This window comes from Billgrantia endophytica (assembly GCF_002879615.1).
GTDB lineage: Bacteria > Pseudomonadota > Gammaproteobacteria > Pseudomonadales > Halomonadaceae > Halomonas > Halomonas endophytica.
Genome location: NZ_PNRF01000019.1, coordinates 129,228 through 154,336 on the forward strand (window position 1 = coordinate 129,228; position 25,109 = coordinate 154,336).

At 62.9% G+C, this 25,109-nt stretch carries 25 protein-coding genes; 12 read left to right on the plus strand and 13 right to left on the minus strand.

Annotated elements, in window-relative coordinates; genetic code table 11:
• Positions 1-237 precede the first annotated feature (237 nt).
• Together C1H69_RS09970 and C1H69_RS09975 are read right to left on the minus strand one after the other, a co-directional pair.
• Positions 238-1,188 (minus strand): sugar-binding transcriptional regulator, encoded by a 951-nt coding sequence (locus C1H69_RS09970; protein WP_102653251.1) that lies wholly within the window; start codon positions 1,186-1,188, stop codon positions 238-240.
• A gap of 15 nt (positions 1,189-1,203) precedes the next feature.
• A complete protein-coding gene (locus C1H69_RS09975) occupies positions 1,204-1,761 on the minus strand; it encodes an NUDIX hydrolase (RefSeq protein WP_102653252.1) in 558 nt (185 codons plus the stop codon).
• A gap of 103 nt (positions 1,762-1,864) precedes the next feature.
• Between C1H69_RS09975 and C1H69_RS09980 the strand changes: the two genes are divergently transcribed.
• The 6 genes from C1H69_RS09980 to C1H69_RS10005 all read left to right on the plus strand — a co-directional run bounded on the left by C1H69_RS09980 (position 1,865) and on the right by C1H69_RS10005 (position 6,579).
• The gene (locus tag C1H69_RS09980; protein WP_102653253.1) at positions 1,865-2,509 is read left to right on the plus strand and encodes a CoA pyrophosphatase; all 645 of its coding nucleotides are present in this window, start codon (positions 1,865-1,867) and stop codon (positions 2,507-2,509) included.
• A 32-nt stretch (positions 2,510-2,541) separates the two neighbouring features.
• Complete coding sequence (locus C1H69_RS09985) at positions 2,542-3,201, plus strand: 2OG-Fe(II) oxygenase (protein WP_102653254.1); 660 nt, start codon at positions 2,542-2,544, stop codon at positions 3,199-3,201.
• On the plus strand, positions 3,201-4,772 hold the full coding sequence (locus C1H69_RS09990; protein ID WP_102653255.1) for an ATP-binding protein: 1,572 nt from the start codon (positions 3,201-3,203) through the stop codon (positions 4,770-4,772). The genes C1H69_RS09985 and C1H69_RS09990 overlap by 1 nt, the downstream gene beginning before the upstream one ends.
• Before the next feature lie 20 nt (positions 4,773-4,792).
• Positions 4,793-5,440 carry a response regulator transcription factor gene (locus C1H69_RS09995; protein WP_240609897.1) on the plus strand — a complete coding sequence of 216 codons (648 nt, stop codon included), beginning with the start codon at positions 4,793-4,795 and terminating at the stop codon, positions 5,438-5,440.
• Positions 5,441-5,559: 119 nt separating this feature from the next.
• Positions 5,560-5,895 (plus strand): hypothetical protein, encoded by a 336-nt coding sequence (locus C1H69_RS10000; protein ID WP_102653257.1) that lies wholly within the window; start codon positions 5,560-5,562, stop codon positions 5,893-5,895.
• Between the two features lie 66 nt (positions 5,896-5,961).
• Positions 5,962-6,579, plus strand: a complete 618-nt coding sequence (locus C1H69_RS10005; RefSeq protein ID WP_102653258.1) for a c-type cytochrome — start codon at positions 5,962-5,964, stop codon at positions 6,577-6,579.
• A gap of 46 nt (positions 6,580-6,625) precedes the next feature.
• On the opposite strand, the gene C1H69_RS10010 is transcribed toward C1H69_RS10005, so the two are convergent.
• Positions 6,626-7,603 carry a L,D-transpeptidase family protein gene (locus C1H69_RS10010; protein ID WP_240609898.1) on the minus strand — a complete coding sequence of 326 codons (978 nt, stop codon included), beginning with the start codon at positions 7,601-7,603 and terminating at the stop codon, positions 6,626-6,628.
• A 199-nt stretch (positions 7,604-7,802) separates the two neighbouring features.
• Entirely contained in the window at positions 7,803-9,266 is a 1,464-nt protein-coding gene (gene cls / locus C1H69_RS10015; RefSeq protein WP_102653259.1) for a cardiolipin synthase, read from the minus strand.
• Between the two features lie 358 nt (positions 9,267-9,624).
• Here cls and C1H69_RS23255 point away from each other — a divergent pair, with 358 nt between their 5' ends.
• The 5 genes from C1H69_RS23255 (at position 9,625) to C1H69_RS10030 (ending at position 13,468) form a co-directional block, all read left to right on the plus strand.
• Positions 9,625-10,044 carry a hypothetical protein gene (locus C1H69_RS23255; RefSeq protein ID WP_133154964.1) on the plus strand — a complete coding sequence of 140 codons (420 nt, stop codon included), beginning with the start codon at positions 9,625-9,627 and terminating at the stop codon, positions 10,042-10,044.
• Between the two features lie 105 nt (positions 10,045-10,149).
• Positions 10,150-12,432 (plus strand): heavy metal translocating P-type ATPase, encoded by a 2,283-nt coding sequence (locus C1H69_RS10025; RefSeq protein ID WP_102653261.1) that lies wholly within the window; start codon positions 10,150-10,152, stop codon positions 12,430-12,432.
• Complete coding sequence (locus tag C1H69_RS23260; RefSeq protein ID WP_133154965.1) at positions 12,429-12,728, plus strand: hypothetical protein; 300 nt, start codon at positions 12,429-12,431, stop codon at positions 12,726-12,728. Before C1H69_RS10025 ends, C1H69_RS23260 begins: the two co-directional genes overlap by 4 nt.
• 159 nt (positions 12,729-12,887) lie before the next feature.
• Positions 12,888-13,028, plus strand: coding sequence for a hypothetical protein (locus tag C1H69_RS23560; protein ID WP_165789456.1), 141 nt, complete (start codon positions 12,888-12,890; stop codon positions 13,026-13,028).
• A complete protein-coding gene (locus C1H69_RS10030; RefSeq protein WP_102653262.1) occupies positions 13,025-13,468 on the plus strand; it encodes a DUF411 domain-containing protein in 444 nt (147 codons plus the stop codon). Before C1H69_RS23560 ends, C1H69_RS10030 begins: the two co-directional genes overlap by 4 nt.
• 156 nt (positions 13,469-13,624) lie before the next feature.
• Here C1H69_RS10030 and C1H69_RS10035 read toward each other — a convergent pair whose 3' ends face one another.
• Complete coding sequence (locus C1H69_RS10035) at positions 13,625-14,467, minus strand: MOSC domain-containing protein (RefSeq protein ID WP_102653263.1); 843 nt, start codon at positions 14,465-14,467, stop codon at positions 13,625-13,627.
• Positions 14,468-14,589: 122 nt separating this feature from the next.
• Here C1H69_RS10035 and C1H69_RS10040 point away from each other — a divergent pair, with 122 nt between their 5' ends.
• The gene (locus C1H69_RS10040; protein ID WP_102653264.1) at positions 14,590-15,480 is read left to right on the plus strand and encodes a DMT family transporter; all 891 of its coding nucleotides are present in this window, start codon (positions 14,590-14,592) and stop codon (positions 15,478-15,480) included.
• A 9-nt stretch (positions 15,481-15,489) separates the two neighbouring features.
• On the opposite strand, the gene C1H69_RS10045 is transcribed toward C1H69_RS10040, so the two are convergent.
• From C1H69_RS10045 to C1H69_RS10080, 8 genes are all read right to left on the minus strand, one after another.
• A complete protein-coding gene (locus C1H69_RS10045; RefSeq protein ID WP_102653265.1) occupies positions 15,490-15,786 on the minus strand; it encodes a DUF1330 domain-containing protein in 297 nt (98 codons plus the stop codon).
• 124 nt (positions 15,787-15,910) lie between these two features.
• On the minus strand, positions 15,911-16,684 hold the full coding sequence (locus C1H69_RS10050; protein ID WP_102653266.1) for an enoyl-CoA hydratase-related protein: 774 nt from the start codon (positions 16,682-16,684) through the stop codon (positions 15,911-15,913).
• Positions 16,685-16,894: 210 nt separating this feature from the next.
• Positions 16,895-17,743 carry a 3-hydroxybutyryl-CoA dehydrogenase gene (locus C1H69_RS10055; protein ID WP_102653267.1) on the minus strand — a complete coding sequence of 283 codons (849 nt, stop codon included), beginning with the start codon at positions 17,741-17,743 and terminating at the stop codon, positions 16,895-16,897.
• 22 nt (positions 17,744-17,765) lie between these two features.
• A complete protein-coding gene (locus C1H69_RS10060) occupies positions 17,766-19,397 on the minus strand; it encodes an acyl-CoA synthetase (protein ID WP_102653268.1) in 1,632 nt (543 codons plus the stop codon).
• Positions 19,398-19,501: 104 nt separating this feature from the next.
• The gene (locus C1H69_RS10065; protein ID WP_102653269.1) at positions 19,502-21,289 is read right to left on the minus strand and encodes an acyl-CoA dehydrogenase; all 1,788 of its coding nucleotides are present in this window, start codon (positions 21,287-21,289) and stop codon (positions 19,502-19,504) included.
• Between the two features lie 150 nt (positions 21,290-21,439).
• Positions 21,440-22,846 (minus strand): MFS transporter, encoded by a 1,407-nt coding sequence (locus C1H69_RS10070; RefSeq protein ID WP_102653270.1) that lies wholly within the window; start codon positions 22,844-22,846, stop codon positions 21,440-21,442.
• A gap of 520 nt (positions 22,847-23,366) precedes the next feature.
• Positions 23,367-24,296: a carbamate kinase gene (gene arcC / locus C1H69_RS10075; protein ID WP_102653271.1), complete on the minus strand. Its 930-nt coding sequence runs from the start codon at positions 24,294-24,296 to the stop codon at positions 23,367-23,369.
• A gap of 89 nt (positions 24,297-24,385) precedes the next feature.
• A partial coding sequence (locus C1H69_RS10080) for a transposase (RefSeq protein ID WP_102651734.1) occupies positions 24,386-25,109 on the minus strand: 724 nt, incomplete at its 5' end.

The following is a 25,109-nucleotide window of genomic DNA, read 5'->3' on the forward strand; positions in this document are numbered from 1 at the left end:
GTGCTCCTTGGTGACGCTGGGCGTTGTTGTTTTTCTCGAACGATCGTTTTTCTCGAGCTATCTCTTCTCGAACTCTTCTTCTCGAACTCTTCTAATCTTGAAACGATATGATCAATTTGATCATCGATCGATCAAATGATCGTACGTCGATTCAAAAAAAGCAAAGCCGTGGGGCTTATACTTTCGATGCAGACGTCATATCGACGAAGCCACGACACGTCGCCGCTACTCAGCGTATCAGCATTGCTCGACGATACGTCGTGCCGCCACCTGATCGGTCACCAATCCCTTGAGCCACCCCCCACGCAGCGCGGCCAGGATCGCCGGCACCTTGGCGAGGCCACCGGCCAGCGCCACCATCGGCTGGTGGCGGAACATCTCCAGCGGCAGGCTGGTGACACGCCGGGTAATCGAACAGTCGGCCACCTCGCCATCGGCCGTCATCGGCCAGCCCAGCAGTTCCCCCACCGCCTGCATGCCCAGCAGTTCATCGAGCTCGGCCTCGGAGATGAAGTGGTCCTGGAACAGCGTGGCGCGACGGTCGATCTGACCGACGCCGATGAACGCCGCCTCCGCCTCCACCGCAACCTGCGTGATGGCCTGAAACAGCGGCTGTCGCTGCAACGATGCCTTCTCTTCCACCGAACTCGCCACCACCGGTGACGGCAGCAGGAAGCGTTGGCCGCCGGTCTTGTCGGCCAGCACCATGACACCATCGTAGCGGTTCGACGAGCCGTCGCGGGCCACGTTGCCCACCAGTGAGACGAAGCGATGCTGAGGCCGGTCGACACGGCTGACCGACTCCACCGTCGCACGCACCGAGCGCCCGGTACCCAGCGACAGCGTCAGCGGCTCGGCACGTTCGACCAGCCGCGCGACACGCTCGGCACCCGCCACTGCCAGATAGTAGGCGGCGCCCTCCGGAGCGCTCGCTTCGGCCGGCACCACATCACAGTAGTCCAGTCCGAAACGCTCGCGGATGGTGCTGGCCATGGCCATGCAAGAGGCAATGGGATGGTCGATGTGCACCTTGATCAGCCCCTCCTGGCGCGCCAGTGCCAGCAGGCGCTGCACCCCCGGGCGTGACACGCCAAGCTGCGTGGCGATCTCATCCTGGGTGATACCGCCGACGTACGACATCCAGGCCGCCCGTGCCGCCTGATCCAGCTTCACCTCGAACTTGTCCACGTCGAATATCCTTGTTCAGGCCGAGCCGAAATAGCGCTCGCGATCCTCGGCGGTAATATCGCTGATATGCAGGGGAAAGTCGTTGCCACCGCGGTCGGCATAGAAGTGGCGAAGCGTGCGTTCGATGGTCGGAAAGGCCAGTTCATCCCAGGGGATCTCATGCTCCTCGAACAACGCCACTTCAAGGCTTTCGGCCCCGGGGGCGAAACCACCTTCCAGGTCGGCGCGAAAGATCATGTAGACCTGGTTGATGTGCGGCAGGTTGATCAGCGTATAAAGCCCGTGGATGCTGACGTCGGCGCAGGCCTCCTCGCGGGTTTCACGGACGGCCGCCTCGATGGTGGTCTCGGCGTTCTCCATGAAACCCGCCGGCAGCGTCCAGAACCCCTTGCGCGGCGCGATGGAACGACGGCAAAGCAGAATCCGCGACCCGCTCACCGGCAGTGTGCCGGCCACGATGCGCGGGTTCTGATAGTGGATGACGCCACAGGCGTCACATAGATGTCTCGGCCGGTCGTCGCCGTCCGGAATCGCAAAACGCACGGTATGGCCACATTGGCTGCAGAAGTTCATGAGGCTCCCTGACAGGCTGGCGAGCGGCTCGATACCGCCCGGCTTCGAGCTTGACGCCGATGGCGGCGGCCGGGTAGAAGGAATCAAACCCGATGGAAACCCCATGTTAGAGAATCTGCGCGAACGCCTGCAAGCACACACCCCACGCCGCATGCGGCTCGACATGCCGCAAGCCGCCGTGCTACTGCCTATCGTGGAGCGCGCCGAACCGACACTGCTGTTCACGCGACGTGCGGGGCATCTCACTACCCACAGCGGTCAGGTCGCCTTTCCTGGCGGTAAACGCGAGGCAGCCGACCCCGACCTGCTGTTCACTGCGCTACGCGAGTCGCAGGAAGAGATCGCCCTTCCGCCCGAGCGAGTCGAGCTATTGGGCCGCCTGTCGGACGTGGTCTCGCTGCATGGCATCCTGGTCACTCCGTATGTGGGCCTGATACCGCCGGATCTGCCGCTCGCCCCGGACCCCGGCGAGCTGGATGCCATCTTCGAGGTGAAGCTGTCGCTGTTCCTGGAAGATCGACGTCATCACACCGATGTGATCCCGGTCGATGGACGGCTTCATTATATACCCAGCTATCACACCGCCGGCCAGGTGATCTGGGGTCTCTCGGCCATGATGCTGGTCGAATTGCTGGCCGAGGGCTTCGGGCGTCCCGTCAGCTTGTTCGAGGAGCCACCAAGCGGCCGCCTGTGCTATTTTCCCGAGCGGCTACTGCGCGCTCCGCAGGCCGAGACACGCATTTCCTGATTCGCTTCCCGGCTCCCCGGAGGAATACCCCGATGCCCGCTCTCCATCGCCCGGTACTCGACAGACGCGCCCTGCCCAACCTGGTCGATGCCCTGGTGGAACAGGGGTGGTATCTGGGGGAAGGCATTCTGGACGCCGAGCTGTGTCACGACCTGTACCGGGAATTGATGAGCATGGCCGAGTGCAAGGCGCTGGAGGCCGCTGGCGTCGGTAGGGGCCAGCAGCATACGCTGCGCCGGGACATCCGAGGTGACGCCATCCGCTGGCTCGATCGCGAGACCCTGCCCCGGCGACGCTATCTCGAGGCCATGGCCGAGCTGCAAGGCGAACTCAACCAGGCACTCTTCCTCGGGCTTTTCGAATATGAGGCACACTTCGCTCATTATCCGCCCGGTGCCTTCTACCAGCGCCATGTGGACAGCTTCCGTGGCCGCGCCAACCGGGTGGTCTCGACGGTGGGTTATCTCAATCCCGATTGGCCCAAGGACGGTGGCGGCGACATGGTGGTCTTCGCCACCGATGATCCGGAACGCGAAGTGGCGAGAGTTCAACCCGCCGCCGGCAACTTCGCCTGCTTTCTCTCCGACACCATTCCCCACGAAGTGCTACCCACCCGCTTGCCCCGGGCCAGCATTGCCGGCTGGTTCCGACGCAATGCCTCGCTGGGTGGCCTGGTGGACCCGGCACGCTGATGGCCAGCGCCAGCGACTCCCCTCTGCAGCAACGGCTTGCCGCGCTGGAAGCCCGCTACGCCGTGCTGGAGGCGCGCAACGCGACCCTCGAGGCCGAGAAACGCCATTACCAATGGCTGGCAGAGAGCACCACCGACCTGATTTCCCGTCACGCCCGCGATGGCACCTTCCTTTATGCGTCCCAGGCGTCGCGCGAACTGCTGGGTTACGAACCCGAGGAACTGGTCGGCGTGTCCGCCTACGAGCTCTTCCACCCCTCTGACCTGGCCGATCTGCTCAACAAGTCGCCGCGGGTCTACTACCACGACGGGTTTTACCAGCAGACCTATCGCTTCCGCGCCAAGGAGGGACACTACGTCTGGTTCGAGACCACCAGCCGCACCCGCCGTGACCCGACGACGGGAGAGCTGCTGGACATTCTCTGCGTCTCCCGTGACGTCGGCCGTCGCATTCGTGCCGAGGCCAACCGGGAAAGGCTGGCCCGCGTCGTGGAATCCACCACCGACTATGTGCTGTTCATCGACGGCGACGGGCGTCTCTTCTATTCCAACGAAGCGGCTCGCCGGCTGCTTGCCCTGCCCCGTGAGGGCCTCGATGCCCGCCTCGAGCAGGCCTATACGCCGGCATCGCTGGCCATACTTCGCGAGGTCGTGCTGCCCGCCGTGTCGCGTTACGGCTCCTGGAGCGGCGAGCTGGACATGCAGGGCGCGGCGGGTCCCGTCCCGGTGCTGAGCGTCGTGCTGGCCCACCGCGGCCCCGGTGCCGAACCCGACCACCTGTCGTTGCTCAACCGCGACATCGGGCTGCGCAAGGCCGCCGAGGACCAGGAGCGACGCCACCAGGAGCAGATCGCCCATGCCAATCGCCTAGCCACCACCGGCGAGCTTGCCTCCAATATCGCCCATGAGCTCAACCAGCCGCTGGGGGCCATCGCCAACTATGCCAGCGGCGCCCTGATGCAGGCGCAGGCCGACCCGACACGGCCGGCCGGAGACCTGGAGCTGCCCCTTTCACGCATCAATGAGCAGATCCAGCGCCTGGGTGAGCGGCTGCGCCATATCCGCACCTTCGTGCGCAAGGGCCGGACCCGCCCCCGCCCGGTGGCGCTGGCCGACGTCGTCGATGCCGCCTGTCGGCTCTGTGAATGGCAATACCAGCAGGCTGGCGTGATCTTGGCCCATGAACTGCAGGCACCCTTGCCGAGGGTCCTGGCCGACCCGGTGGCGCTGGAACAGGTCCTGATCAACCTGCTTCTCAATGCGTTGGATGCCAGCCGCGACCAGCCGGGCGCCGACCGTGTCCTGATTCGCGCTTACCGGACGGGACCGAGGGGAGTGACCTTCACGGTCAAGGACCAGGGCCCCGGCATCGGTCGCGAGCAGGCGCAGCAGATCTTCACCCCCTTCCACTCCACCCGCCCCGAGGGCCTGGGCATGGGCCTGGCCATCAGCCATTCCCTGATGGAAGCCATGGGGGGCAGCCTGGTACTGGCCAGCGGTTCCGACGGCGCCACCTTTGAAGGTACACTGCAGGCCGAACCCGGCTCGCTAGCGCGGCCCAAGCCTGAATGATCGCCCGACAGGAGACCCGCGTGACTCCCTCCCAGGCCCCCACCTCACGCCCCGCGCCCCGGATTGCCATAGTGGACGATGACGAGGCGCTGCGCGACTCCCTGGCCTGGCTGCTGGACTCCGTGGGCCTGGCCACCCGCGCCTTTCCGGGTGGCGACGCCTTTCTCGCCGACGCACCCGACGGTTTCGACGCCGTGCTACTCGACGTGCGTATGCCCGGTCTCAGCGGTCTCCAGGTGCAGCAGCGACTGAACGAACGCGGCGACAGTGCACCGGTCATCTTCATGACCGGCCATGGCGACGTACCCATGGCGGTGGCCGCACTCAAGGCTGGCGCCTTCGATTTCATCGAGAAGCCCTTCAACCATCAGCAGTTGATCGACGTCGTGCAGCAGGCCCTGGCCGAACACCAGAGCCTGCGCGAAGCCGCCACACGGCTGGAGGCACTGCAGGCTCGCTACGCCGCCCTGCGCCCCAAGGAACGCCGAATCCTGGTACATGTGGCCGAAGGCATGACCAGCCGAGAGATCGCCGAACACCTCGACATCAGTGCCAAGACCGTGGAAATCTACCGCCTGCGAGCCATGAAGGCACTGGGTGCGAACAACCTGGCCGAACTGGTCAGGTTCTGCGTGGCGCTGGGGCTGGTGGAAGCACTACCTGACTGACGTCAAGAAATGGCTTACTAGCGCACGGTCCAGAGCACCAACCCATTGCTTCCATTCGGGTTCATGACGATGATGTTGGCGTGCCCATCCATCCCGCCGCCAAGAGGCTTCGACCCGGCATGCATCGAGCCATCCGCCAACTGGTCTGCCTATGCCTGATTCTCGCCCTGTCAGCGGGAACGGCTGCGCTCGCCGGTTTCGATGCCGCCGCTCATGGTGCCCATACCCTGCATGCGGGCCTGGATGCGGAACACGTGGCCGAACACTCAACCCATCACGACCCGGCCGACGACTGCTGGACACCCTGTCTCGGCGCCAGCCATTGCATGACGGGGGCGGCGAATCTCTATGCCCCTGTGGCGCTGACGGCCATGTCGCAGCATCCGGTTTCCCTGGCGGGCCACCTGCCGCCTCCCCTCTGCTACCTGGACGAACGCCCTCCCAGAACCGCCTGATTACCGCTATCGAAGCGACGCTTGCCGCGTCGCCGACACGATGAACAACGTAATCGGGAGACCATCATGTCCATCAAAGACCGGAAGCGGCCTTCGGCCCAGTCGGCACCATCTGATTCGGCGTCGAGCCATTTTCACTTCGCCGCCCTGCTCGTCGGCAGCCTCGCCCTTTCCTTTGCCCTGGCAAACACCGGCCATGCCGCTGAGCCACATGACCATCATGGCGGGGGGCATTCCCATCCATCGCATACCCCTGATGGTTACACGGCACACGGCAATGAGGGCCGCGACGATGACGACCACTCGACACATGGCGATGGCGGTCACGGCTGGAAGGCACCGCAGGAGTGGGCCGAACGGGAAAGTCCGCTGGAGCCGGATGCGGATACGCTGGCATGGGGTGAGCAGGTTTACCAACGCTATTGTTCGGCTTGCCATGGGCTAGGCGGCGATGGAAATGGCCCCGCAGCCATTGCCGGCCTCGACCCCAGCCCGACGAACCTGGCACTCCACGGCGCCGGCCATCGTGTCGGTGAATACGCCTGGCTGGTCAGGGAAGGGAGCCCTGCCACCGCCATGCCCGGCTTCAAAGAAACGCTGGGCGACGATGACGTGTGGTCAGTGGTTCTGTATATCCGCCATGAACTGGCGAAGGATGACGGAGGCCAGGCGCACCAGCACTAAGCTCGTGGAAAGGCCAGGGCCCTCGAAGCCCTGGCCGATCATCCTGCTAGACGGCGAGCTCCTCCATGAAACGCGACCGCTCCTCATCGGGCTCCTCTTCCGGCTCCGGTGCTGGCTCGAGCGCAACCACCTGCCCTGTAGGATTCTCCAGCAGCCGGCGCAGCGCCTCGTAGTTCAACGGCACGGCGGTCTCGTCGCTGTTGCGCTCGAGCAACGACAGAGTCTCCATCAGCGCTGCCATGCCGTACTCCTGATCCTCCAGCGCCTCATGGACCTGAACATAGGGCATGTCACCGTCCCAGCCGGCCTTGATCGGCTGATTGACGATATTGACCTGCAGGCCGACGGGGATACGGTCGAAGACCGACTCGATATCCTCGGGGAACATGCGAATGCAGCCGCGGCTGGCACGCATGCCGATCCCATCGGGCTCATTGGTGCCATGGATCAGGTATCCCGGTATGTCGAGCAGAATGGCGTGGCGGCCCAGAGGGTTATCCGGGCCAGGCGGCACTACCGCAGGGGCCGGGTCACCTCGTTCGGCCGCCTCCTCGCGTATGGAGCGCGGCGGGTACCAGGCCGGGTCCTTGAGCCGCATCGTGGTCTTGGTCTTGCCCAGGGGGGTGTTATAACCTTCACGACCGATGCCGATCGGATAGGTCTCTACCCGAGGCGTCTCCCCCTCGGCAACCGGGGGATAGTAGTAGAGACGCAGTTCGGCAATATTGATCACGATGCCTTCCCGCTCCACCGGGGGAAGGATGTGGCGGCCCGGTATGACCACTTCCGTTCCTTCACCAGGCACCCATACGCTGACGTCGGGATTGGCGAGGCGAATCTCCTCATAGCCCACATTGTGTTCACGGGCGATGTCCAGAAGCGTCTCATCCTCCTTCGTCTCGACGGTATAGACCTCGCCGATCACGTCTCCGGCTTCGGGCAGGGGGAAATGCCCCTTGGGCCACTCGGCCCTTGCCTCTTCGTCAGCGACCGCTCCAGCCGTAAACAGCAGAGCCCCTGCCATCAAGAGAATCCGGGCACCCGTCATTGCCGATGATCGACACTCGTGAAAACGCCGCTCCACAGTCTCGCCGTTGTACTCCATGTTCGTTGCCTCTTGCGTGACCTCCACCTGGGGACGGGAGGTTTCTGAATCGTTGGTCGCCATCATAGCGATCTCATGACACATGCGACAGGTGGAGCGGCGTTGCTATCCCTGACACCTAGAGTATGGGTGCCAGCAAGTAGGCGCCTCGCGCGGCTACCCGGTGCCAGAGTGGCTTCTCATCAATGTCCTCACGCTCCATCCGGCGTGATCTCGCGAAATCATCCTCGAACATCGCCTCGACATCCGAGGCAAACCGGGAGTCCATCACCAGCGCCGTCACTTCGAAGTTGAGCCGGAACGAGCGGTTATCGAGGTTCACCGTCGTGACAGCTGCACCAACGTCATCGATCAGGAAAGCCTTGCCATGCATGAAACCTTCCTGAAAACGGTGGATTTCGACACCCGCGTCCAGCAACGGGCCCAGGAAGGCGTAGGTGGCATAGTGCATCAATGGGTTGTCGGGCCGCTCCGGGATCAGAATACGGACATCGATCCCATTCAATGCCGCCAACTTGAGCATGGCTTGTACGCCTTCATCGGGAACGAAATAGGGGCTGGAGATCCAGATCCGCTCCCGGGCAGCGTGGATGGACTGCTGCACCATCAGGCTGGCGGTCTCGAAGCGATCGGCCGGGCCCGAGGGAAGTATCAACACCGGGGCATCATGTTCATAGCGTTCGATCGGCTCCCAGGGCAGGTCGAGAACCTCCTCGCTGGCCCAATGCCAATCCTCGAGAAATACCAGCTGAAGCGCCAGCGCCGCCGGACCCTCGAGCAAGAGGTGCGTATCTCTCCACGGCCCGAGATCCGGGTCCCCTTCCAGGTACTCGTCACCAATGTTGAATCCCCCTACCCAACCTCTGGCCCCATCGGCCACCATGACCTTGCGATGGTTGCGGAAGTTGAGCTGAAACCGGCTTCCCGGCCCTCGGGTGGCATGAAAGCGATGGACGTTCACGCCCGCATCCTCGAGGGCCTGCACATAGGAATCCGGCAGGCCGTAGCTACCGATCTCGTCATAGAGGAAATAGACCTCGACCCCCTCCCGGGCCTTGGCAATCAGCCGCTGCTGAAATGCCCTGCCCATGTCGTCGTCCCTGACGATGTAGAACTGGACCAGCAGATAGCGTTCAGCGGAATCGATGCCGGTGAACAGGCTTTCGAAGGTCTCTTCACCATCGATCAGAAGCGACACCTCGTTACCGCCAAGGAGGGGCAGCTTGGCCAGCGGCTCTATTCCGGCAAGAGGATGACCCTCCTCGGGCGGCGCGATACGATGCGAACGCAACCCGGTCAACTTGTCGCCAATCGCGCCGGCCAGCTCCGAGTCTTCTGCACGCCGCGTCGCCGCGTGCCCCTGGAGCCCGTTGCGTCCGAATATCCAGTACGTGGGTACCGCCAGATAAGGCACGGTATTGAGAGAGACGACCCAGGCGATGGCACCCTCGGAAGTCCGGCTCGACATCAAGGCTTCAACGGATGTCGCCAACCCCGCCAGGTGCGCCAGCACCACGAAGATGACAACCTTGCTCCAGGGCTTGCGACGCTTGCCAGATGGACTCGCTGAAGGACTCGACACTAGGGGAGCCCTCGAGTCGCCTGGTCCGACGTGACGCTATCCCGCAGGGTGACTCCTGGCATCCTACTCTCCTTGTCGGTTCGACTCCGTGTGCCGACTGTCACGTTGCAGCAAGGCAGGCTCTCCAGGCAAGCTGCCGTCTTCCCTCGCCTGCCCGCGCGACCAGACGATCCGCGCCACGCCCCAGATGACGATGGGGTTCAAGCCTGATCGGGGAGTGTTTCACCTGCCAGGATAGACGGCAACCCATGGGCGGCCCTGAGGTTTTCCCATCGTCATTGCTTGATATATATCAATGGCCGATACCCGCTTCTGGACTATGGTGAACTAGCCCATTCCATTTCAAGAGGCCTGCTGCATGGCCAGGCACGACACGCACTCCTCATGCCGAACCATGCCTTCCACGGCATGGCCATGCCGTGGACTGCTCGTGCTGCTGGGCCTGGTGGTAATGCTGTTCTCCATGAACGTAGCAGCGCATGACGCCACCCCCGACGATACCGGCCATCAGTTGGCCGGCCATGCGTCACCCCAGGCCGGAATCGCACTTGCCCTCGACCCGCATGACGGACCGCACTGCCACCCCGGCCATGGCCCTCAGTCGACCTCCTACTCACCCCCACGTACCGAACGACAAGATGTCAAGGAGCCTGGCGCTCCTCACTGCCTCGAGCTCACCCCACCGCCCAGGGTGATGGCTGTCACTGGTTCCCCCCATGGTCTGCCAGAAGCCAGTCGTCTCCCTATCTATCTGCTTACCCAGCGACTCCGCCCCTGACGTCACGCTGCGGCAGCACATCCTTTCCGCTCCTTCGATTCCGATAATGATGGGCGGCAGCCTGATCATGGCCGCCCGCCTGGACCCGCAGCCAGGAGACAAGCGATGACTGATACGACCTTGAAAACGATAACGCTGACCGTACCGGGCATGGGCAGTGACCACTGTGCCGGCATCGTGCGCAAGACACTCGAACGCTTCCATGGCGTGAACGGGATCCAGACCAATATTGCCAGCCATCGCGTCAGCGTCACCATCGAGGATGACGGACCCGACGGTGAAGCCCTCCGACGTGCCGTCGAGGGCGCCGGCTATGACGTGGCCGCCGTCAGCAGCCAAGCCGAGAGTGACGGCGAGGCGGATGCCGAGATCGAAGAGGCCTATCTCGGGCTGGCGCGAAAACGGCTGCTCATCGCCGCCATTCCGACCACGCTGATCATGATCCTCATGATACCGCATATGTTCTGGCAGCCGATCCCGGGCTATCTGCTGATCGTGGTGATATTGGCCTTCCCGGTGGTGTTTCTCTTCGGTGGAGCGGCTACCCACAAGGCGTCCTGGCGCTCCTTGAAGAACGGCACCTTCAATATGGACGTGCTGATCTCGATGGGCAGCCTGCCACCTTATCTGATCGGGCTCGCCGGCTTCGTCTATCCAATGACGTCCTTCGTCGAGATGGCTGCCACGATCACGACCTTCCACCTGTTGGGCCGCTACCTGGAGGCACTGGCCAAGGGGCGTGCTTCCCAGGCCATCCGTCGCCTGCTGACTCTGGGCGCCAAGACGGCGCGGGTGGAACGTGCCGGTGAAGAAGTCGAAGTATCGGTGAAGGAGCTCGCCCCCGGCGACATCATGATCGTGCGTCCCGGTGACAAGGTCCCCACCGACGGCGAAGTGATCGAGGGCGAGAGCCACCTGGACGAGTCCCTCGCCACCGGCGAGTCGGTACCGGTCTACAAGAGCGCCGGCGACAGTGTGATAGGAGCGACCCTCAACAAGGAAGGGCGGCTGCGGGTCAAGGCCACCCGGGTCGGCGGCGATACCTTTCTGGCCCAGGTGATACGCCTGATCGATCAGGCCCAAGGCTCGCGGGTGCCGATCCAGGAATTCGCCGACCGCATGACCGGACGCTTCGTGCCGGTGGTGATCCTGATCGCCTTGGCAAGCCTGGTGGCCTGGCTGCTGGCACCCGATGCGCTACGACCGATTCTCGACTGGGGAGCGACCTTCCTGCCCTGGGTGAACCCCGACGCCGCGACGCCGGTACTGGCGATCCTCGCCGCCATCGCCGTACTGGTCATCGCCTGCCCCTGCGCACTGGGTCTGGCGACACCCACGGCCTTGATGGTCGGCTCGGGCATCGGCGCAGAGCGCGGCATCCTGATCCGCTCCGGCGAGGCCATCCAGACCTTCAAGGACATCAAGGTCATCGTGCTGGACAAGACCGGCACCATTACCCGAGGCGAGCCGAAGCTGACCGATGTCGTTACCGCCAAGGGAGTCGACGAAGCCCACCTGCTTAACCTGGCGACCAGCGTCGAGAACGCCTCCGAGCATCCGATTGCCCGAGCCATTGTCGATGGAGCGCGGGAACGTGACGTGACGCCGGGCGACGTCACGGGATTCCGCTCCACCGGCGCACGAGGCGTTTCCGGCAAGGTCGGCAACGAAACCGTGCTGATCGGCAATCGCCGCTTGCTTGATGAAGAGGGCGTGAGCGGACTCGATGCCCTCGACGACACCATGCAAGCCCTGGAGGACAAGGGACGTACCGTGGTGATCGTCGCTGCCGACGGCAAGGCCCTGGGCCTGGTCGCAGTGGCCGATACCTTGAAGCAGGATTCGGTAGAGGCCATCCGCGGCATGCACAAGCTCGGCCTGCACGTGGTGATGATCACCGGCGACAACGAACGGGCAGCCCGTGCCGTTGCAGACGAGGTGGGCATCGATGAGGTCCAGGCCGGGGTACTGCCCGAGGGCAAGGTCGACGCCATTCGCGCCCTGCAGGAAAAATACGGCAATCACGTGGCCATGGTCGGTGATGGCATCAATGATGCCCCCGCCCTGAAACAGGCCAATGTGGGCATTGCCATTGGTGCCGGAGCCGACGTTGCCATCGAGGCCGCCGATGTCACCCTGGTGCGGGGCGAACTGACCGGCGTGGTGGAAGCCATGCATCTCTCCCGCACCACCTTCGACAAGATCGTCCAGAACCTGCTCTGGGCCAGCATCTACAACATGGCGGCCATCCCCATCGCCGCGGTCGGCCTGCTGCATCCGATGATCGGGGTCGTGGCCATGACCGCCAGCTCGCTGTCGGTGATCGGCAACTCGCTGCTGCTCAAGCGCCGCTTTGCCCGTACTCGGACCACAGGAGACGCCTCATGAGCCGACATCACTCGACAGAGCACACCCACCAAGGCAAAGGAGCCGCAGAAACTGGCGCTCAAGATAGTGGAACAGAAGGGAAGCAGCCGGGACAAGGCTCCCGTTCGGGCGCCTTGTCTTCCAGGATGATGATCGCCTGTGTCGTGCTGATGGGCGGGGCCATGCTGCCGCTCCTGTGGCGCGGCCAGACGCCGGGCAGTGGTGTCTGGCTGCTGCTGCCCATGCTCCTGTGCCTGGGCGCGCACTTTCTGATGCATCGCCATGGCCATGGACGTGGGAATGGAAAGGAGAGATAGGGAAGCGCTCTTTGCGCTGGGTCAATGAAGACTTCCTTACCAATATCCACGTTGGCGGCCTATCGGTGATCGACCCGGGACTCGGTGACGTCATCGCCACCTGTGAGACCGGGCTTGGTCCCCACGGCGGACCCGTGTCGTCAACCAAGGAGAGCCACCATGATGACCGAATGCACCATGATGAGCGGCGTTCTCGGTACCGTACTGCCCATCGCCCTGCTGTTGCTGCTGGCACTGGGGATCGCTGCCCTCGGCAAGTACCTCTTCACTTCGAACCCATCGACCGGAGCAAGCTCATGAATCGTCCCGTCATCTCCCTATTGCTGTCCGGAACCCTGCTCATGGGGGCTGCCTCCATGGCCCATGCGGCCCTGCCCGAGACCGCCACCCTCTATATGAATCCGGAATGCGGCTGCTGCCACGAGTATGCCCGCCAACTGGAGGAGCGAGACGTCACGGTCACCCTCATCGACGATGTGGAAATCGGCAAGATCAAGCAGCAGGTCGGGCTGCCCTACGGCAAGGGCTCCTGTCACACCATCCTGATGGGCGACTACGCCATTGAAGGCCACGTTCCGTTCGAAGCCGTCGAGACGCTATTCGAACAGCGCCCGACGATCGGTGGCATAGGCCTGGCCGGCATGCCCATCGGCACCCCGGGAATGCCCGGGCCGAAGCAAGACGACTGGGAGGTCTATCAATTCACCGACCGGCAGCCGATGCCCTTCATGACACGTTGAGGTTCCGCCCCGGCGCCGGCCGAATGCCGGCGTCTCACGCGTGACGTAGCGCCGAGGTGAACACGACCCAGCCCGGCACCGTCGGCACCACACCGGATCTCGCCGGACAGATAGACGTAAAAGCTCAAGCCGCCTCCCGGGGCTGGAAAACTGAATTCAACGGCTGTGTTTCAGCGCATCCCCCACCTGGATCGTCAGCCCTTCCCCCGACAACAAGGTGGCGTTCTGGCCGAAATAGGCCCCTTTCAGCCCCGGCCGAGTCTTCATCTCGACCAGGGTCTGCAACGGCTCCCCGGGAGAAGCGATATTACCCGTCCGCTGATCGACGGTGGTGATCTTGCAGCGCTGGCAGGGCTTTCTCAAGCCCAGACGGTAGCGCCCCTCCGTCGACAGAAGCTCCTGCCACTCATCCTCGGCAAACGCTTCCGCTCCTTCGAAAACGACGTTGGGCCGAAAGCGGTTCATGGGAATGGCATCGCCGCCCTTGCACTGCAGCACTTCATTCAGCGCCGCCAGAGACGATTCCGATGCCACCAGGAAAGGATAGCCATCGGCAAAGGCGGTATGGGCCTGCTCACCCTGCTGATAGTACGGTTCAACAGGACGCCGCTGTTCCGGTGCAAAACGCACCAGGCGCAGGTCGCTGCCCCGCCAGCCGCCCATCACGCTGCCAAGCCAGCGTGATGCGTCTGCTCCTTCATCGAGGGCCGTGCAGTGGTCATCCCAGACATGGGCGGTCATCCGGGCCTGGTCGTTCCGTGCCAGCTCGATAGTCAACGGGTCGGCATGGGGGTGCTCCAATATCAGCCGTTCGTCATCCAGCTTTACCTCTACCTGGGCCATATGCGGCAATTGGCGCTGGGTCACGAAGCGACCGGTATCATTGACTACCATCCAGTTCCGGTCATAAGAGATGCCCCGCTGGCCCAGTACCGCCCGCTCGAGCGAAATGCCTCTCAACGACTTGACCGGGTAGAGATTGATCTGTGTGATCTTCAATGTTTGCCCTCGCGATACCGCTTGATATCATCTATCAGCAAGATTGATGGGCATATCAATTTCTCATAGGCTAAATTGATACGCACTCTTTCTTCTTCTCGCTTTTCTGCCAAGGATGCCGCATGTCGCCGGCCGATACTCTGCGCTTGATTTTGCTCTCTTCCCTGTGGGGCATGTCTTTCCTATTCATGCGGGTGGCCGTCCCCGAATTCGGGCCGATTCCATTGATCCTCGTTCGAATGGGCGTGGGCACCCTTCTGCTCATTCCGCTGCTGCTCAGCCTGCACTACCTGAAGCTGGTATGGGAAAACAAGGGCGGCCTGCTGCTGCTGGGCCTGATCAACCACGTGCTGCCCTTCTGCCTGCTGGCTCTTGCGACGACACGCCTGGAAGCCAGCTTCACCTCACTGATCAACGCCACGACCCCGATCTTTACCGCTCTGCTGGGGGCACTGTTCTTTGCCACAACCGTACAGCGTCAACAGTATCTTGGCCTGGCCCTGGCCTTCTTTGGAGTCTACGTCCTTTCGGCCGATCGGCTCGATTTCGCATTGGGAGGGGATGGCTGGTTCATCCTCGCCGTACTGGGCGCCACCTTCTGCTACGGTATCGCCACCAATTATTCAAAGACCTACCTGTCGCACCTGCCGGTGCGGGTTCTGGCCGCCGGCAGCGTCGCCATGTCAGCCCTGATCCTGCTGATACCCGGCCTGCTGCTATGGCCGACCGAGCCCATCAGCGGCATCGCATGGGCCAACGGGATGGGCCTGGCCGTGCTCAGCACCACGGTGGCCTTCCTGCTCTACTTCGGCCTGATTTCCAGTGCCGGTGCCACGGCAACGTCCACGGTGACCTTCCTGGTACCCGTCAGCGCGCTGTTATGGGGCTATCTGTTGCTTGGCGAAGTGCTCAGCATTCAGATCCTGGTCGGCATGGCGATCACCCTGGCCGGCACCGCCATCGCCACCGGCATGCTTCGTCTACGGCGACGGAAGACGCTGTCCGACGCCTAGCCCTTTGCATCAATCGGTCGTTTCCGTTTCATAGCTCACCAGGTCCACGTCGGCCGCCTGATCACGAAGCGGAATCAGCGCCTGGTAGGCGGGGGAGCGGTACCACTCGGCAACGGAAGCGGTCGTTGGAAAGCGAATCACCACGTTGTCCGTGTGGTCGTGCTTGCCGTTCAGCACGGCCACGCGCACGCCCCTGAACACGAGTTCCGCTCCCCAGGGAACAAGCGTCGCGGAGACCTTGTCGCGATATTCCGCCCACTTCTTCGCGTCCTTTACCGTAACGCTCCCGATGATATAAGCCGCCATGTCCCGATCCTCCTGGTTGGTCTACGCCAAGTCTCTACCGGCATGGACCACGCGCCGGAGAACAGAAAAACGGCAGGGCATCTCGCCACTGCCGTTGACTCTGATGATGGCAGCGCCTGCCGGATCAGAAGTTCGGCTTGCGCTTCTCGACGAAGGCGGTCATGCCTTCGGTCTGCTCGTCGCCGGCGAAGCAGCAGGCGAACAGGGCCGTTTCCAGTGCCAGGGCGCTATCGAGGTCCTGATCCATACCGTCATGCACCGCCTGCTTGGCACCGCGCACCGCCAGCGGGCCGTTGCCGGAGAGCTGCTTGATCAGCTCTTCGGCATAGGCTTCTAGCTCGGCCTGGGGCACCACGCGATTGACCAGACCTATGCGCAGGGCCTCATTGGCATCGATCTTGCGGCCGGTGGTGACCAGATCCAGCGCCATGGCCGGGCCAACGCGGCGCGGTAGCCGCTGGGTACCACCGAAGCCGGGAATGACCCCCAGCAGCACTTCCGGTTGACCGAAGATGGCATTGTCGCTGGCTACGGCCCAGTCGCAGGCCAGCGCCAGTTCGCAGCCGCCGCCAAGACAAAAGCCGTTCACCAGGGCGACCACCGGCACCGGCAACAGTTCGAGTCGCTTGATGGTCCGCAGCGCCTGACTGGCAAAGGCACGGGCCTCTTCCGGTGCCTTGTCACGCATCTCGGTGATGTCGGCACCGGCGACGAAGGACTTCTCTCCCGAGCCGGTAATCAGCACGGCGCGCAGGTCGTCGCGCCGCTCCAGATCCACCAGCACCGCTTCCAGTTCGGCGAGCACGGCGCTATTCAGCGCATTCAATGCCTTGGGCCGATTGATGGTCAAGCGTACGACGCCATCGTTATCGGCAATCTCGATCAGCTTGTCGCTCATGTGGGGCTCCTGATCAATGCAAACGCAGTCTTGTTGAAGGGATACCGACCTACCCTAGCGAACGCTTGGTAGGTCGGCAATCCTTTCTTTCGTCGGGGCAACGCTATCGCAATTGGAAGTCACGGCACTCAAACAACGGGGCTGATCCGCGGGCAGGCCTGCGCGGAGGCGCTGTCAACCCATCCTTTACTCTATTTGACAAGAGCGAATTCAGTTATAGACGTGGAAACCACGACCCGTTTTTCTGCCAAGGTAACCGGCGGCCACCATGCGCCGGAGCAGCGGGCAGGGGCGGTATTTGGGGTCACCGAAGCCCTCCTGCAGCACCTCCATGATCGCCAGGCAGACGTCCAGGCCGATCAGGTCGGCAAGCTGAAGCGGGCCCATGGGGTGGGCGGCACCCAGTTTCATGGACTGATCGATGGCTTCGGCGGTGGCGGCACCTTCCTGAAGCAGGAAGGCGGCCTCGTTGATCATGGGCACCAGCAGCCGATTGACAGCGAATCCGGGCGAGTCGGCAATCGCTACGCCCGTCTTGCCGAGCTCCTTGATCAGCGTCTCGATACGCGCCACGGTGGCGTCGCTGGTCTGTTCGGCTCGAATCACCTCGACCAGCTTGAGCACCGGTACCGGGTTGAAGAAGTGCATGCCCACCACGCGTTCGGGACGCTCGCACACTGCCGCGAGACGGGTCAGCGACAGCGACGAGGTATTGGAAGCGAGTATCGCATCGTGGCTCAGGCGGCTGAGGTCCCGGAACAGCTTCTCCTTCAGCGCCGGCTGCTCCGGTGCGGCCTCGATGATCACTTCGCAGTCACGCAGGGCGTCCAGCGCCGTGGTAACCGTAAGCCTGGCCATGGCCGATTCCTTGTCGGCTTCGGAGAGTTTCTCCTTGGCCACCAGCTTGCCCAGCCCGGTGTCGATGCCCGCCTGGGCCCGGGTGAGCTGTTCGCCGGCCACATCGTAAAGCTGGACCGGAAAGCCACTTCCGACCAGAACCTGAGCGATGCCCTGCCCCATGGTCCCAGCGCCGACTACGCCAATCAGTTGTTGGTTCATCTCGTCACTCTCCTGTTAGGCATTACGACTTGCGCGCTTCTTCACGCAGGACGAATTTCTGGATCTTGCCCGTGGAGGTCTTGGGCAATTCGCTGAAAATCACCGTCTTGGGCGCCTTGAAACGGGCCAGATGCTCGCGGCAGTGCTCGATGATGTCCGCTTCGGTGACCTCACCGTAGCCGATCTTGAGCTTGACGAAGGCGCAGGGGGTCTCACCCCACTTCTCGTCGGGCTTGGCCACTACCGCCGCTTCCTCGACCGCCGGATGAGAATAGATGGCGTTTTCCACTTCGATGGTCGAGATGTTCTCGCCACCGGAGATGATGATGTCCTTGGAGCGGTCCTTGATCTCGATGTAGCCGTCCGCGTGCCATACCGCCAGGTCCCCGGTATGGTACCAGCCGCCCTCCAGCGCCTGTTCGGTAGCCGCCTCGTTCTTGAGATAGCCTTTCATCACATTGTTGCCACGCATCAGGATCTCGCCGACGGTCTGGCCATCCTTGGGTACCGGCTCCAGGGTATTGGGATCGGCGATGCAGAGCGCTTCGAGCATGTGATAGCGCACGCCCTGGCGCGATTTGAGCGTTGCCCGTTCCTCCATCGGCAATTCATTCCAGCCTTCGCGCCAGGCGCAAACGGTTACCGGGCCATAGACCTCGGTAAGCCCGTAAACGTGGGTAACATCGATGCCCATCTTCTCGACCCCGGAGATCACCGAAGCGGGAGGTGCCGCGCCAGCGGTGGTGACCTTCACCGGATGGTCGAAGTCGCGCTTGTCCTCTCCGGGCAGGTTGACCAGACCGTTGAGCACGATGGGCGCGCCACTGAAATGGGTCACCTTCTCGTCGGCGATCAGATTCATGATCTTTTTCGGGTCCACCCGGCGCAGGCAGACACTCACGCCGGCATTGGCGGCGATGGTCCAGGGGAAGCACCAGCCATTGCAATGGAACATCGGCAGCGTCCACAGGTAGATCGGGTGATGCGGCATGGCCCATTCGAGGATGTTGCTGACCGCATTGAGGTAGGCACCGCGATGGTGATAGACCACCCCCTTGGGCTTGCCGGTGGTGCCGGAAGTGTAGTTGAGCGATATCGCCTGCCATTCGTTCTCGGGCAGCCGGTAGGCGTAATCCGGATCGCCCTCGGCCAGCAGCGCTTCGTACTCCAGCTCGCCGATACGGCGGGCATCGCCCTCGTAGAGGCTGTCGGCCACGTCGATCACCAGTGGCTTGATCGCCAGGCGTGAGACGGCCTCCTCGATCACCTCGGCAAACTCGGGGTCGACCAGCACCGCCTGAGCTTCTCCATGCTCGAGCATGTAGGCGATGGCATCGACATCCAGCCGGATGTTCAGCGTATTGAGCACGCAGCCGGCAAGGGGTACGCCGAAGTGGGCCTCGAACATGGCCGGTACATTGGGCAGCATGGCAGCCACGGTCTCGCCGGGCTTGACGCCTCGCTTCTCAAGCGCCGAGGCGAGGCGTCGACAGCGCTCCCAGGTCTCGGCCCAGTTCCGCCGGACATCACCGTGGACGACCGCCGGGTAATCGGGATAGATGGACGCACTGCGTTCAATGAAGGTCAACGGCGATAGCGCCACATGGTTGGCCTGCGTCTTTGGCAGGTCCTGTTCGAAAATCGATGAATCCATTTACATCTCTCCAATTGCAATGTCGTTATCGTTCTGCCCGGCAAATATTCTGGCCGTTGCCCGCTGCCAGCCCCCTCTCCCTATCGGCGCCGTCTCGAGCACGGCTACGGCGAGGTGGCCTCGAAGGCAACCAGGCTCGACATGCCGGCCTCGATCACCGTGCGATTGGCACGGCCCATCGGCAGCCACTGGCGCAGGGCATAGTCGGCACTGGCCAGCTTGGCCTGGTAAAACGGCTCCGAGTTGCCGGCCGCCTGTGCAGCGCTGGCCTTGAGGGCTGACTGCCCCATCTGCCAGGCACACAGCACATGACCGGCCAGGTTGAGGAAAGGCGTGGCGTAAGCCTGAATGGCGTCTGCGCCGCGTTCGGCATCGCTACCCTGCTCGAGCACCACGGCCATGGCTGCGCGCAGGTCCGTGGCACCCGCCGCAAGGCTCTCGCCCAAGGCAGTCAGTTCGCCGTTACCGCCCAGCGCCTCGGCGGTGGCTTCGACCCGGTCGATCAGATCGTTGAGCGCCGCCCCGCCATCACGCTGCAGCTTGCGTCCGGCAAGATCGAGGGCCTGGATGCCGTTCGTACCTTCATAGATGGGTGCGATGCGGGCGTCGCGCAGCAACTGAGCGGCACCGGTCTCCTCTATGAAGCCCATGCCACCATGTACCTGTACACCCATGGAGGCGATATCCACAGCCTGGTCGGTGGAGAAGCTCTTGACCACGGGGATCAGCACGTCGACACGGGCCTGGGCGGCCTGGCGCTCGGATTCGTCACCCCCATGGCGGGCCACGTCGAGCTCGGCGGCGCAGTAGAGCGCCAGGGCACGCAGGGAATCGGTACGGGCACGCATCGAGAGCAGCATGCGGCGCACGTCCAGATGATCGCTGATGGCGCACTCGCCGCGTGTCCTGGCGCTTTTGCCCTGCACCCGGTCGAGGGCGTAGGCGAAGGCGTGCTGGCAGGCGCGCTCGGCCACGCCGATACCCTGTACGCCTACCTTGTGACGAGCCTCGTTCATCATGGTGAACATGTGACTGAGCCCACGCCCCTCCTGGCCGATCAGATAGCCGATGGCGCCGTCGCCCTCACCGAAGCTCAGGGTGCAGGTGGGCGAGCCATGAATACCGAGCTTGTGCTCGATGGAGGCGCAGACCACGTCATTACGCTCACCCGGCGATCCATCATCCTTGACCAGGAACTTGGGCACCAGGAATAGAGAAATGCCCTTGTTGCCCTCCGGCGCATCCGGCTTGCGCGCCAGCACCAGGTGGATGATGTTCTCGGCGGCGTCGTGCTCGCCCCATGTAATGAAGATCTTCTGACCGAACAGCCGATAATGGTCGCCTTCAGGGACGGCACGGGTGCGGACCTTGGAGAGATCCGAGCCGGCCTGGGGTTCGGTAAGGTTCATGGTACCGGTCCATGTACCCTCGACCAGCTTGGGAAGGTAGGTTGCTTTCAGCGTGTCGTCACCATGGTGGGCCAGCGCCTCGATGGCCCCGGCGGTGAGCATCGGGCACAGCCCCAGCGCCATGTTGGCGCCGTGCAGCATCTCCTGCACCGAGCTTGCCACCACCTCGGGCAGGCCCTGGCCACCCAGTGCCTCGGACACGCCAATGCCGTTCCAGCCACCTTCGGCATAGGCCTGATAGGCCTCGATGAAGCCGTCGGGCAGGGTCACACCGCCATCTTCGCGACGGGCGCAGCCCTGCTGGTCGCCGCTGGCATTCAGCGGACCCCATACCTCGCCCGCCAGCTTGGCGGCTTCCTCCAGCACGGCTTCGACCAGGTCCGGACTGGTTTCGTCGAAGGCTGGCAGGGCCAGCGAGCGATGCTCGAGCAGTTCCTCAAGCACGAAACGAAGGTCACGGACGGGGGCAGCAAAGGGAAACATGACGATACCTCGGGAAAAATGATAGCGGAAATAGTAGATTCACTACTTTTCGTTAACCATTATCCCTATGTCGCATACCGACCGCCAGAGCAGAAGCGCCACGCCCAGTACCACCGGGCCACGGCACACAATCCCTGGATAAAGAGAGTCTCAGCGACGGTCGTTATCGGATGTTTCGGCCAGCGTCTGCCCGTCGGGTTCCATGGCGTCTTCGTCATAGTAGACGATATGCGGCTCATCCGGTGGCGGCGGACCCACCATGGGCCTGGCCACCTCCACCTCGGGTACCGCGCTGGAAAGATCCTCCATGTGCTCATGCTCGGTCGCACCCTGGATCAGCTCTTCGGTAACGACCAGCTCGGCGCCCGCAGAGGACATGGGTGTGGAAGGCGCGAAAGGCGCCACGGGCAGCGGTGCCGGGCGCACGCTGCGCCGCCAGCCAAAGAAGGCCACCAGGCCGATGCCGAGCCCACCGAAGGCCCAGAACAGGCCGGCATCACCCACCGCAGCCATGATCGGCGAGACAAGGGGGGGACTGACAGTCGAGCCGATGGCATTGATCAACAGCAGGCCCTGGCTCATACGCACCAGGGCACCGGCCGGGGCACGATCGGCGGCGTGGCTGACGGCGACCGGATAAAGGGCAAAGACACCGCCGCCGAGCATGAACAGCAAACCCGCCAGTATCCAGGTGTTCAGCGGCAACAGCAGCATGCCGGCCGATATCAGCGTGCAGAAGGCACCGATCAGGATCAGCACCATCTGGCGATCGTGGCGGTCCGACCAACGGCCGATGGGGTATTGCAACAGCATGGCCCCCAGGATCACCACCGCCATCATCTGACCGATCTGGTTTACCGTCAGGCCGACGCGCTGCAGATAGAGTGGCAGCAGCGTGTAGACAGCAGCCACCGCCAACCCTGAACCGAAGCTCCCCATGACACCGGTAGGCGTCAAGGTGATCAGGCGTACCGGCGAGAGCGGCTCGGCATGCTCGATCAGCGGCGACACCCGCGGAATCATGGCCATGGGCAGTACCGACAGCGACGCCAGCATGCCGATCACCATGAACGGAGCGGTAACGCCCATGGCATCGGTCACGCCCAGCAGCAACTGGCCCAGCACGCCGGCGGCATACAGCGAGATCATGTAGAGTGCCAGCAGGCGGCCGCGGACCTTCTGGTCGCCAGAGGTGAGCAGCCAGCTCTCGATGACCAGATACACGCCCACGGTGGCCCAGCCACCAATCAGGCGCAGCCCGAACCACGAGACGGGGTCGAGCCACAGGCCCTGCAGGAGTACGGTAACGGCCACCAGCGAGGCAAAACTGCCATAGGCACGAATATGGCCGATGCGCAGCAGCAGCCGATCGTTGAACATGGCGCCCAGTGCCAGGCCGATGAAATAGGCGGACGATACCCAGCCGATCACGACCGGCGATTCGCCGGCAGCATCCAGGCGCAGGGTGATCAGCGTAGCCAGGAAACCGTTGCCGATACCCAGGATGAACAGCCCCAACAAGGGGGCCAGGGCCATGGCCAGCAGTTGCCGCGACATGAACGGGCCTCACAGCAGCAGATGAAAACGGAAAGAGTGGCAGAAAAAGCGCGAACACGCCTTCATGCGGGCAAATCGGAAAGCTGCCGGAATATACCCCTTCTAATGACCAAGTCAACACTCGCTAAAAACGGTTCTTCGACGTTTCATGTGGGTTTTGCCTGATCGAGCAGGCGTCCCCACAGGGTCGCCAGAGCCTTCGCCATCGGCTCATGACCGGAAACGGCGAAGATCACCGGCTCGTGCTTGCGCTGCATGTCGAGGAGCACCGTGACGTAGCATTGGCCGCGCCGGGCCGAATTCCATACCCAGCGACAAAGCGCCCTTTTTCCCATCCTGTCGGAGCATCCGGTTCGACGCCTCGACTTTGCGTCTCGACTGGCGCCGCAGACGCCTCGGCGAAGACCATGGTGCTGGTGGGCAACCCCACACTCGCGAGTTGAAGCTAGCTTATATGGACCCCGACAGCGGCTCGTTCCTCCTGGGTGGAGAATACCGGCTGTAGGACCAGGTACAAAACCTACCGAAAGACGATACCGGCCGTGGCGGTGAAAACACGCGTACCTGCCGTTCCCCGAGCGATCGCTTCGATATCGTCCAACGAGCCGATCACGGCTTCCTTGCCGGTGCGCCTGGCATAGCCGCAGGCCGCCTCTATTTTAGGTCCCATGGAACCGGCAGCGAATTCCAGGCACTCCAGCGCATCCGGATGGGCCCTGGCGATCGCCTTGCGGTTCGGCCCGGTCCAATCGACATAAGCCGCGTTGACGTCTGTGGCGATTATCAACAGATCAGCCTCCAACTGCTCGGCGAGGAGCGCGGAGCAGAGATCCTTGTCGATCACTGCCTCGATGCCGTGCAGCTTGCGGTGTTCATCGTAGACAGTAGGGATGCCGCCACCCCCGGCGCAGATCACAATACTGCCCTTGTCCAGCAACCACTGCACCGGGCGAATCTCGAAGATTCTCTTGGGGCGAGGACTGGGCACTACGCGCCTGAACTTGTCACCATCGGGCGCAATACTCCACCCTTTCTCCTTGGCAAGACGTTCTGCTTCCTCCCGGCCGTAGACAGGCCCGATCGGCTTGCTCGGGTGCTGAAAGGCAGGATCTTCCGCATCCACCTCGACCTGAGTCAACAGGGTCGCGAAGGGCGTTTCGAAAGGCAGTAAATTGCCGAGTTCCTGCTCGATCATATAGCCGATCATGCCTTCGGTCTCGGCACCGAGCACATCCAACGGGTAGGCGCTGACATCGGCATAGGCGGCACCTTGCAAAGCCAATAGGCCAACCTGCGGACCGTTGCCGTGAGCGATGACCAGTTCATTGCCCGGCGCGATCTTGGCGATCTGTTCGCACGCGGCCCTGATGTTGCCACGCTGAGCCTCTGCCGTCATGGGCTCCCCCCTGCGCAGCAGGGCATTCCCGCCCAAAGCAACGACGATTCGCATCTATTTTGTCTCCTCGAACCTCTGATAGCACGGGCCCGCTGATGGCAAAGACTAGATACCATCTCTCCTAACCAGTCACAAACAACCCATTAGGTGGTTTGCGACCGATATTCGGTTTGGGTCTTGAGGATGCCATAGGCGATGTGGATTAGCTTCCGCATCGCCGCCCCCAAGGCCGCCATTGTGCTCTTGCCGTTTCCTGTCAGCCGCCGGTAGAGCGCCGAGATATCTGGGTTTCGCCTCAGCCCTACGACGGCCGCCATGTACAGGCTCTGGCGCAGCTTCGGGTTGCCAGCTTTCGAAAGACGGGGCCGCATGCGCACGGAACTACCCGACTCCCAACTAACGGGCACAAGTCCCGCAAAAGCAGCAGCCTGCCGAGCGCTCTGGAACGCGCGGCTACGTAGCATCGCCAACAACCTGAGTGACACGGCGGGACCAACCCCCGGGATCGTTTGCAACAAGACCCGGTCCCGCTTTAAGCCAGGGTGCTGATCGAGATGATCATCGATCTGTTGCTGGAGGCGATCCCGCTCGCGCGTCAATGCCAGCAGGATGTCATCAATCGAGCGGAGAATATCGGTTGCCATGATGAACTCGGCTTTTTCCCGCCGGTTTCGCTCACGGTGAATGTCTTTGTCCATTGCATCGAGTCGCGCCGCCAGCGCCTTGAGCTTGCGCACTTCCTCAGGCTCTGGCTGCCAGCATTCAGGCTGTTGAGTTGCGCCATACCGTGCCAACACCACGCTGTCCTTCTTGTCCGTTTTGCCGCGTACCCCCAGGCTACGAGAGAAGTCACGTACCTGCGCAGGA

Coding starts and splice junctions, on each gene's coding strand:
- C1H69_RS10060 (WP_102653268.1), bottom strand. CDS start 19,397: ATGGATTCATCGATTTTCGAACAGGACCTGCCAAAGACGCAGGCCAAC.
- arcC (WP_102653271.1), bottom strand. CDS start 24,296: ATGCGAATCGTCGTTGCTTTGGGCGGGAATGCCCTGCTGCGCAGGGGG.
- C1H69_RS23255 (WP_133154964.1), top strand. CDS start 9,625: ATGGCCAGGCACGACACGCACTCCTCATGCCGAACCATGCCTTCCACG.
- C1H69_RS10010 (WP_240609898.1), bottom strand. CDS start 7,603: ATGGCAGGGGCTCTGCTGTTTACGGCTGGAGCGGTCGCTGACGAAGAG.
- C1H69_RS10065 (WP_102653269.1), bottom strand. CDS start 21,289: ATGTTTCCCTTTGCTGCCCCCGTCCGTGACCTTCGTTTCGTGCTTGAG.
- C1H69_RS10055 (WP_102653267.1), bottom strand. CDS start 17,743: ATGAACCAACAACTGATTGGCGTAGTCGGCGCTGGGACCATGGGGCAG.
- C1H69_RS10005 (WP_102653258.1), top strand. CDS start 5,962: ATGTCCATCAAAGACCGGAAGCGGCCTTCGGCCCAGTCGGCACCATCT.
- C1H69_RS10050 (WP_102653266.1), bottom strand. CDS start 16,684: ATGAGCGACAAGCTGATCGAGATTGCCGATAACGATGGCGTCGTACGC.
- C1H69_RS10030 (WP_102653262.1), top strand. CDS start 13,025: ATGAATCGTCCCGTCATCTCCCTATTGCTGTCCGGAACCCTGCTCATG.
- C1H69_RS09985 (WP_102653254.1), top strand. CDS start 2,542: ATGCCCGCTCTCCATCGCCCGGTACTCGACAGACGCGCCCTGCCCAAC.
- C1H69_RS23560 (WP_165789456.1), top strand. CDS start 12,888: ATGATGACCGAATGCACCATGATGAGCGGCGTTCTCGGTACCGTACTG.
- C1H69_RS10025 (WP_102653261.1), top strand. CDS start 10,150: ATGACTGATACGACCTTGAAAACGATAACGCTGACCGTACCGGGCATG.
- C1H69_RS23260 (WP_133154965.1), top strand. CDS start 12,429: ATGAGCCGACATCACTCGACAGAGCACACCCACCAAGGCAAAGGAGCC.
- C1H69_RS10045 (WP_102653265.1), bottom strand. CDS start 15,786: ATGGCGGCTTATATCATCGGGAGCGTTACGGTAAAGGACGCGAAGAAG.
- C1H69_RS09980 (WP_102653253.1), top strand. CDS start 1,865: ATGTTAGAGAATCTGCGCGAACGCCTGCAAGCACACACCCCACGCCGC.
- C1H69_RS09990 (WP_102653255.1), top strand. CDS start 3,201: ATGGCCAGCGCCAGCGACTCCCCTCTGCAGCAACGGCTTGCCGCGCTG.
- C1H69_RS10040 (WP_102653264.1), top strand. CDS start 14,590: ATGTCGCCGGCCGATACTCTGCGCTTGATTTTGCTCTCTTCCCTGTGG.
- C1H69_RS10070 (WP_102653270.1), bottom strand. CDS start 22,846: ATGTCGCGGCAACTGCTGGCCATGGCCCTGGCCCCCTTGTTGGGGCTG.
- C1H69_RS09975 (WP_102653252.1), bottom strand. CDS start 1,761: ATGAACTTCTGCAGCCAATGTGGCCATACCGTGCGTTTTGCGATTCCG.
- C1H69_RS10000 (WP_102653257.1), top strand. CDS start 5,560: ATGCATCGAGCCATCCGCCAACTGGTCTGCCTATGCCTGATTCTCGCC.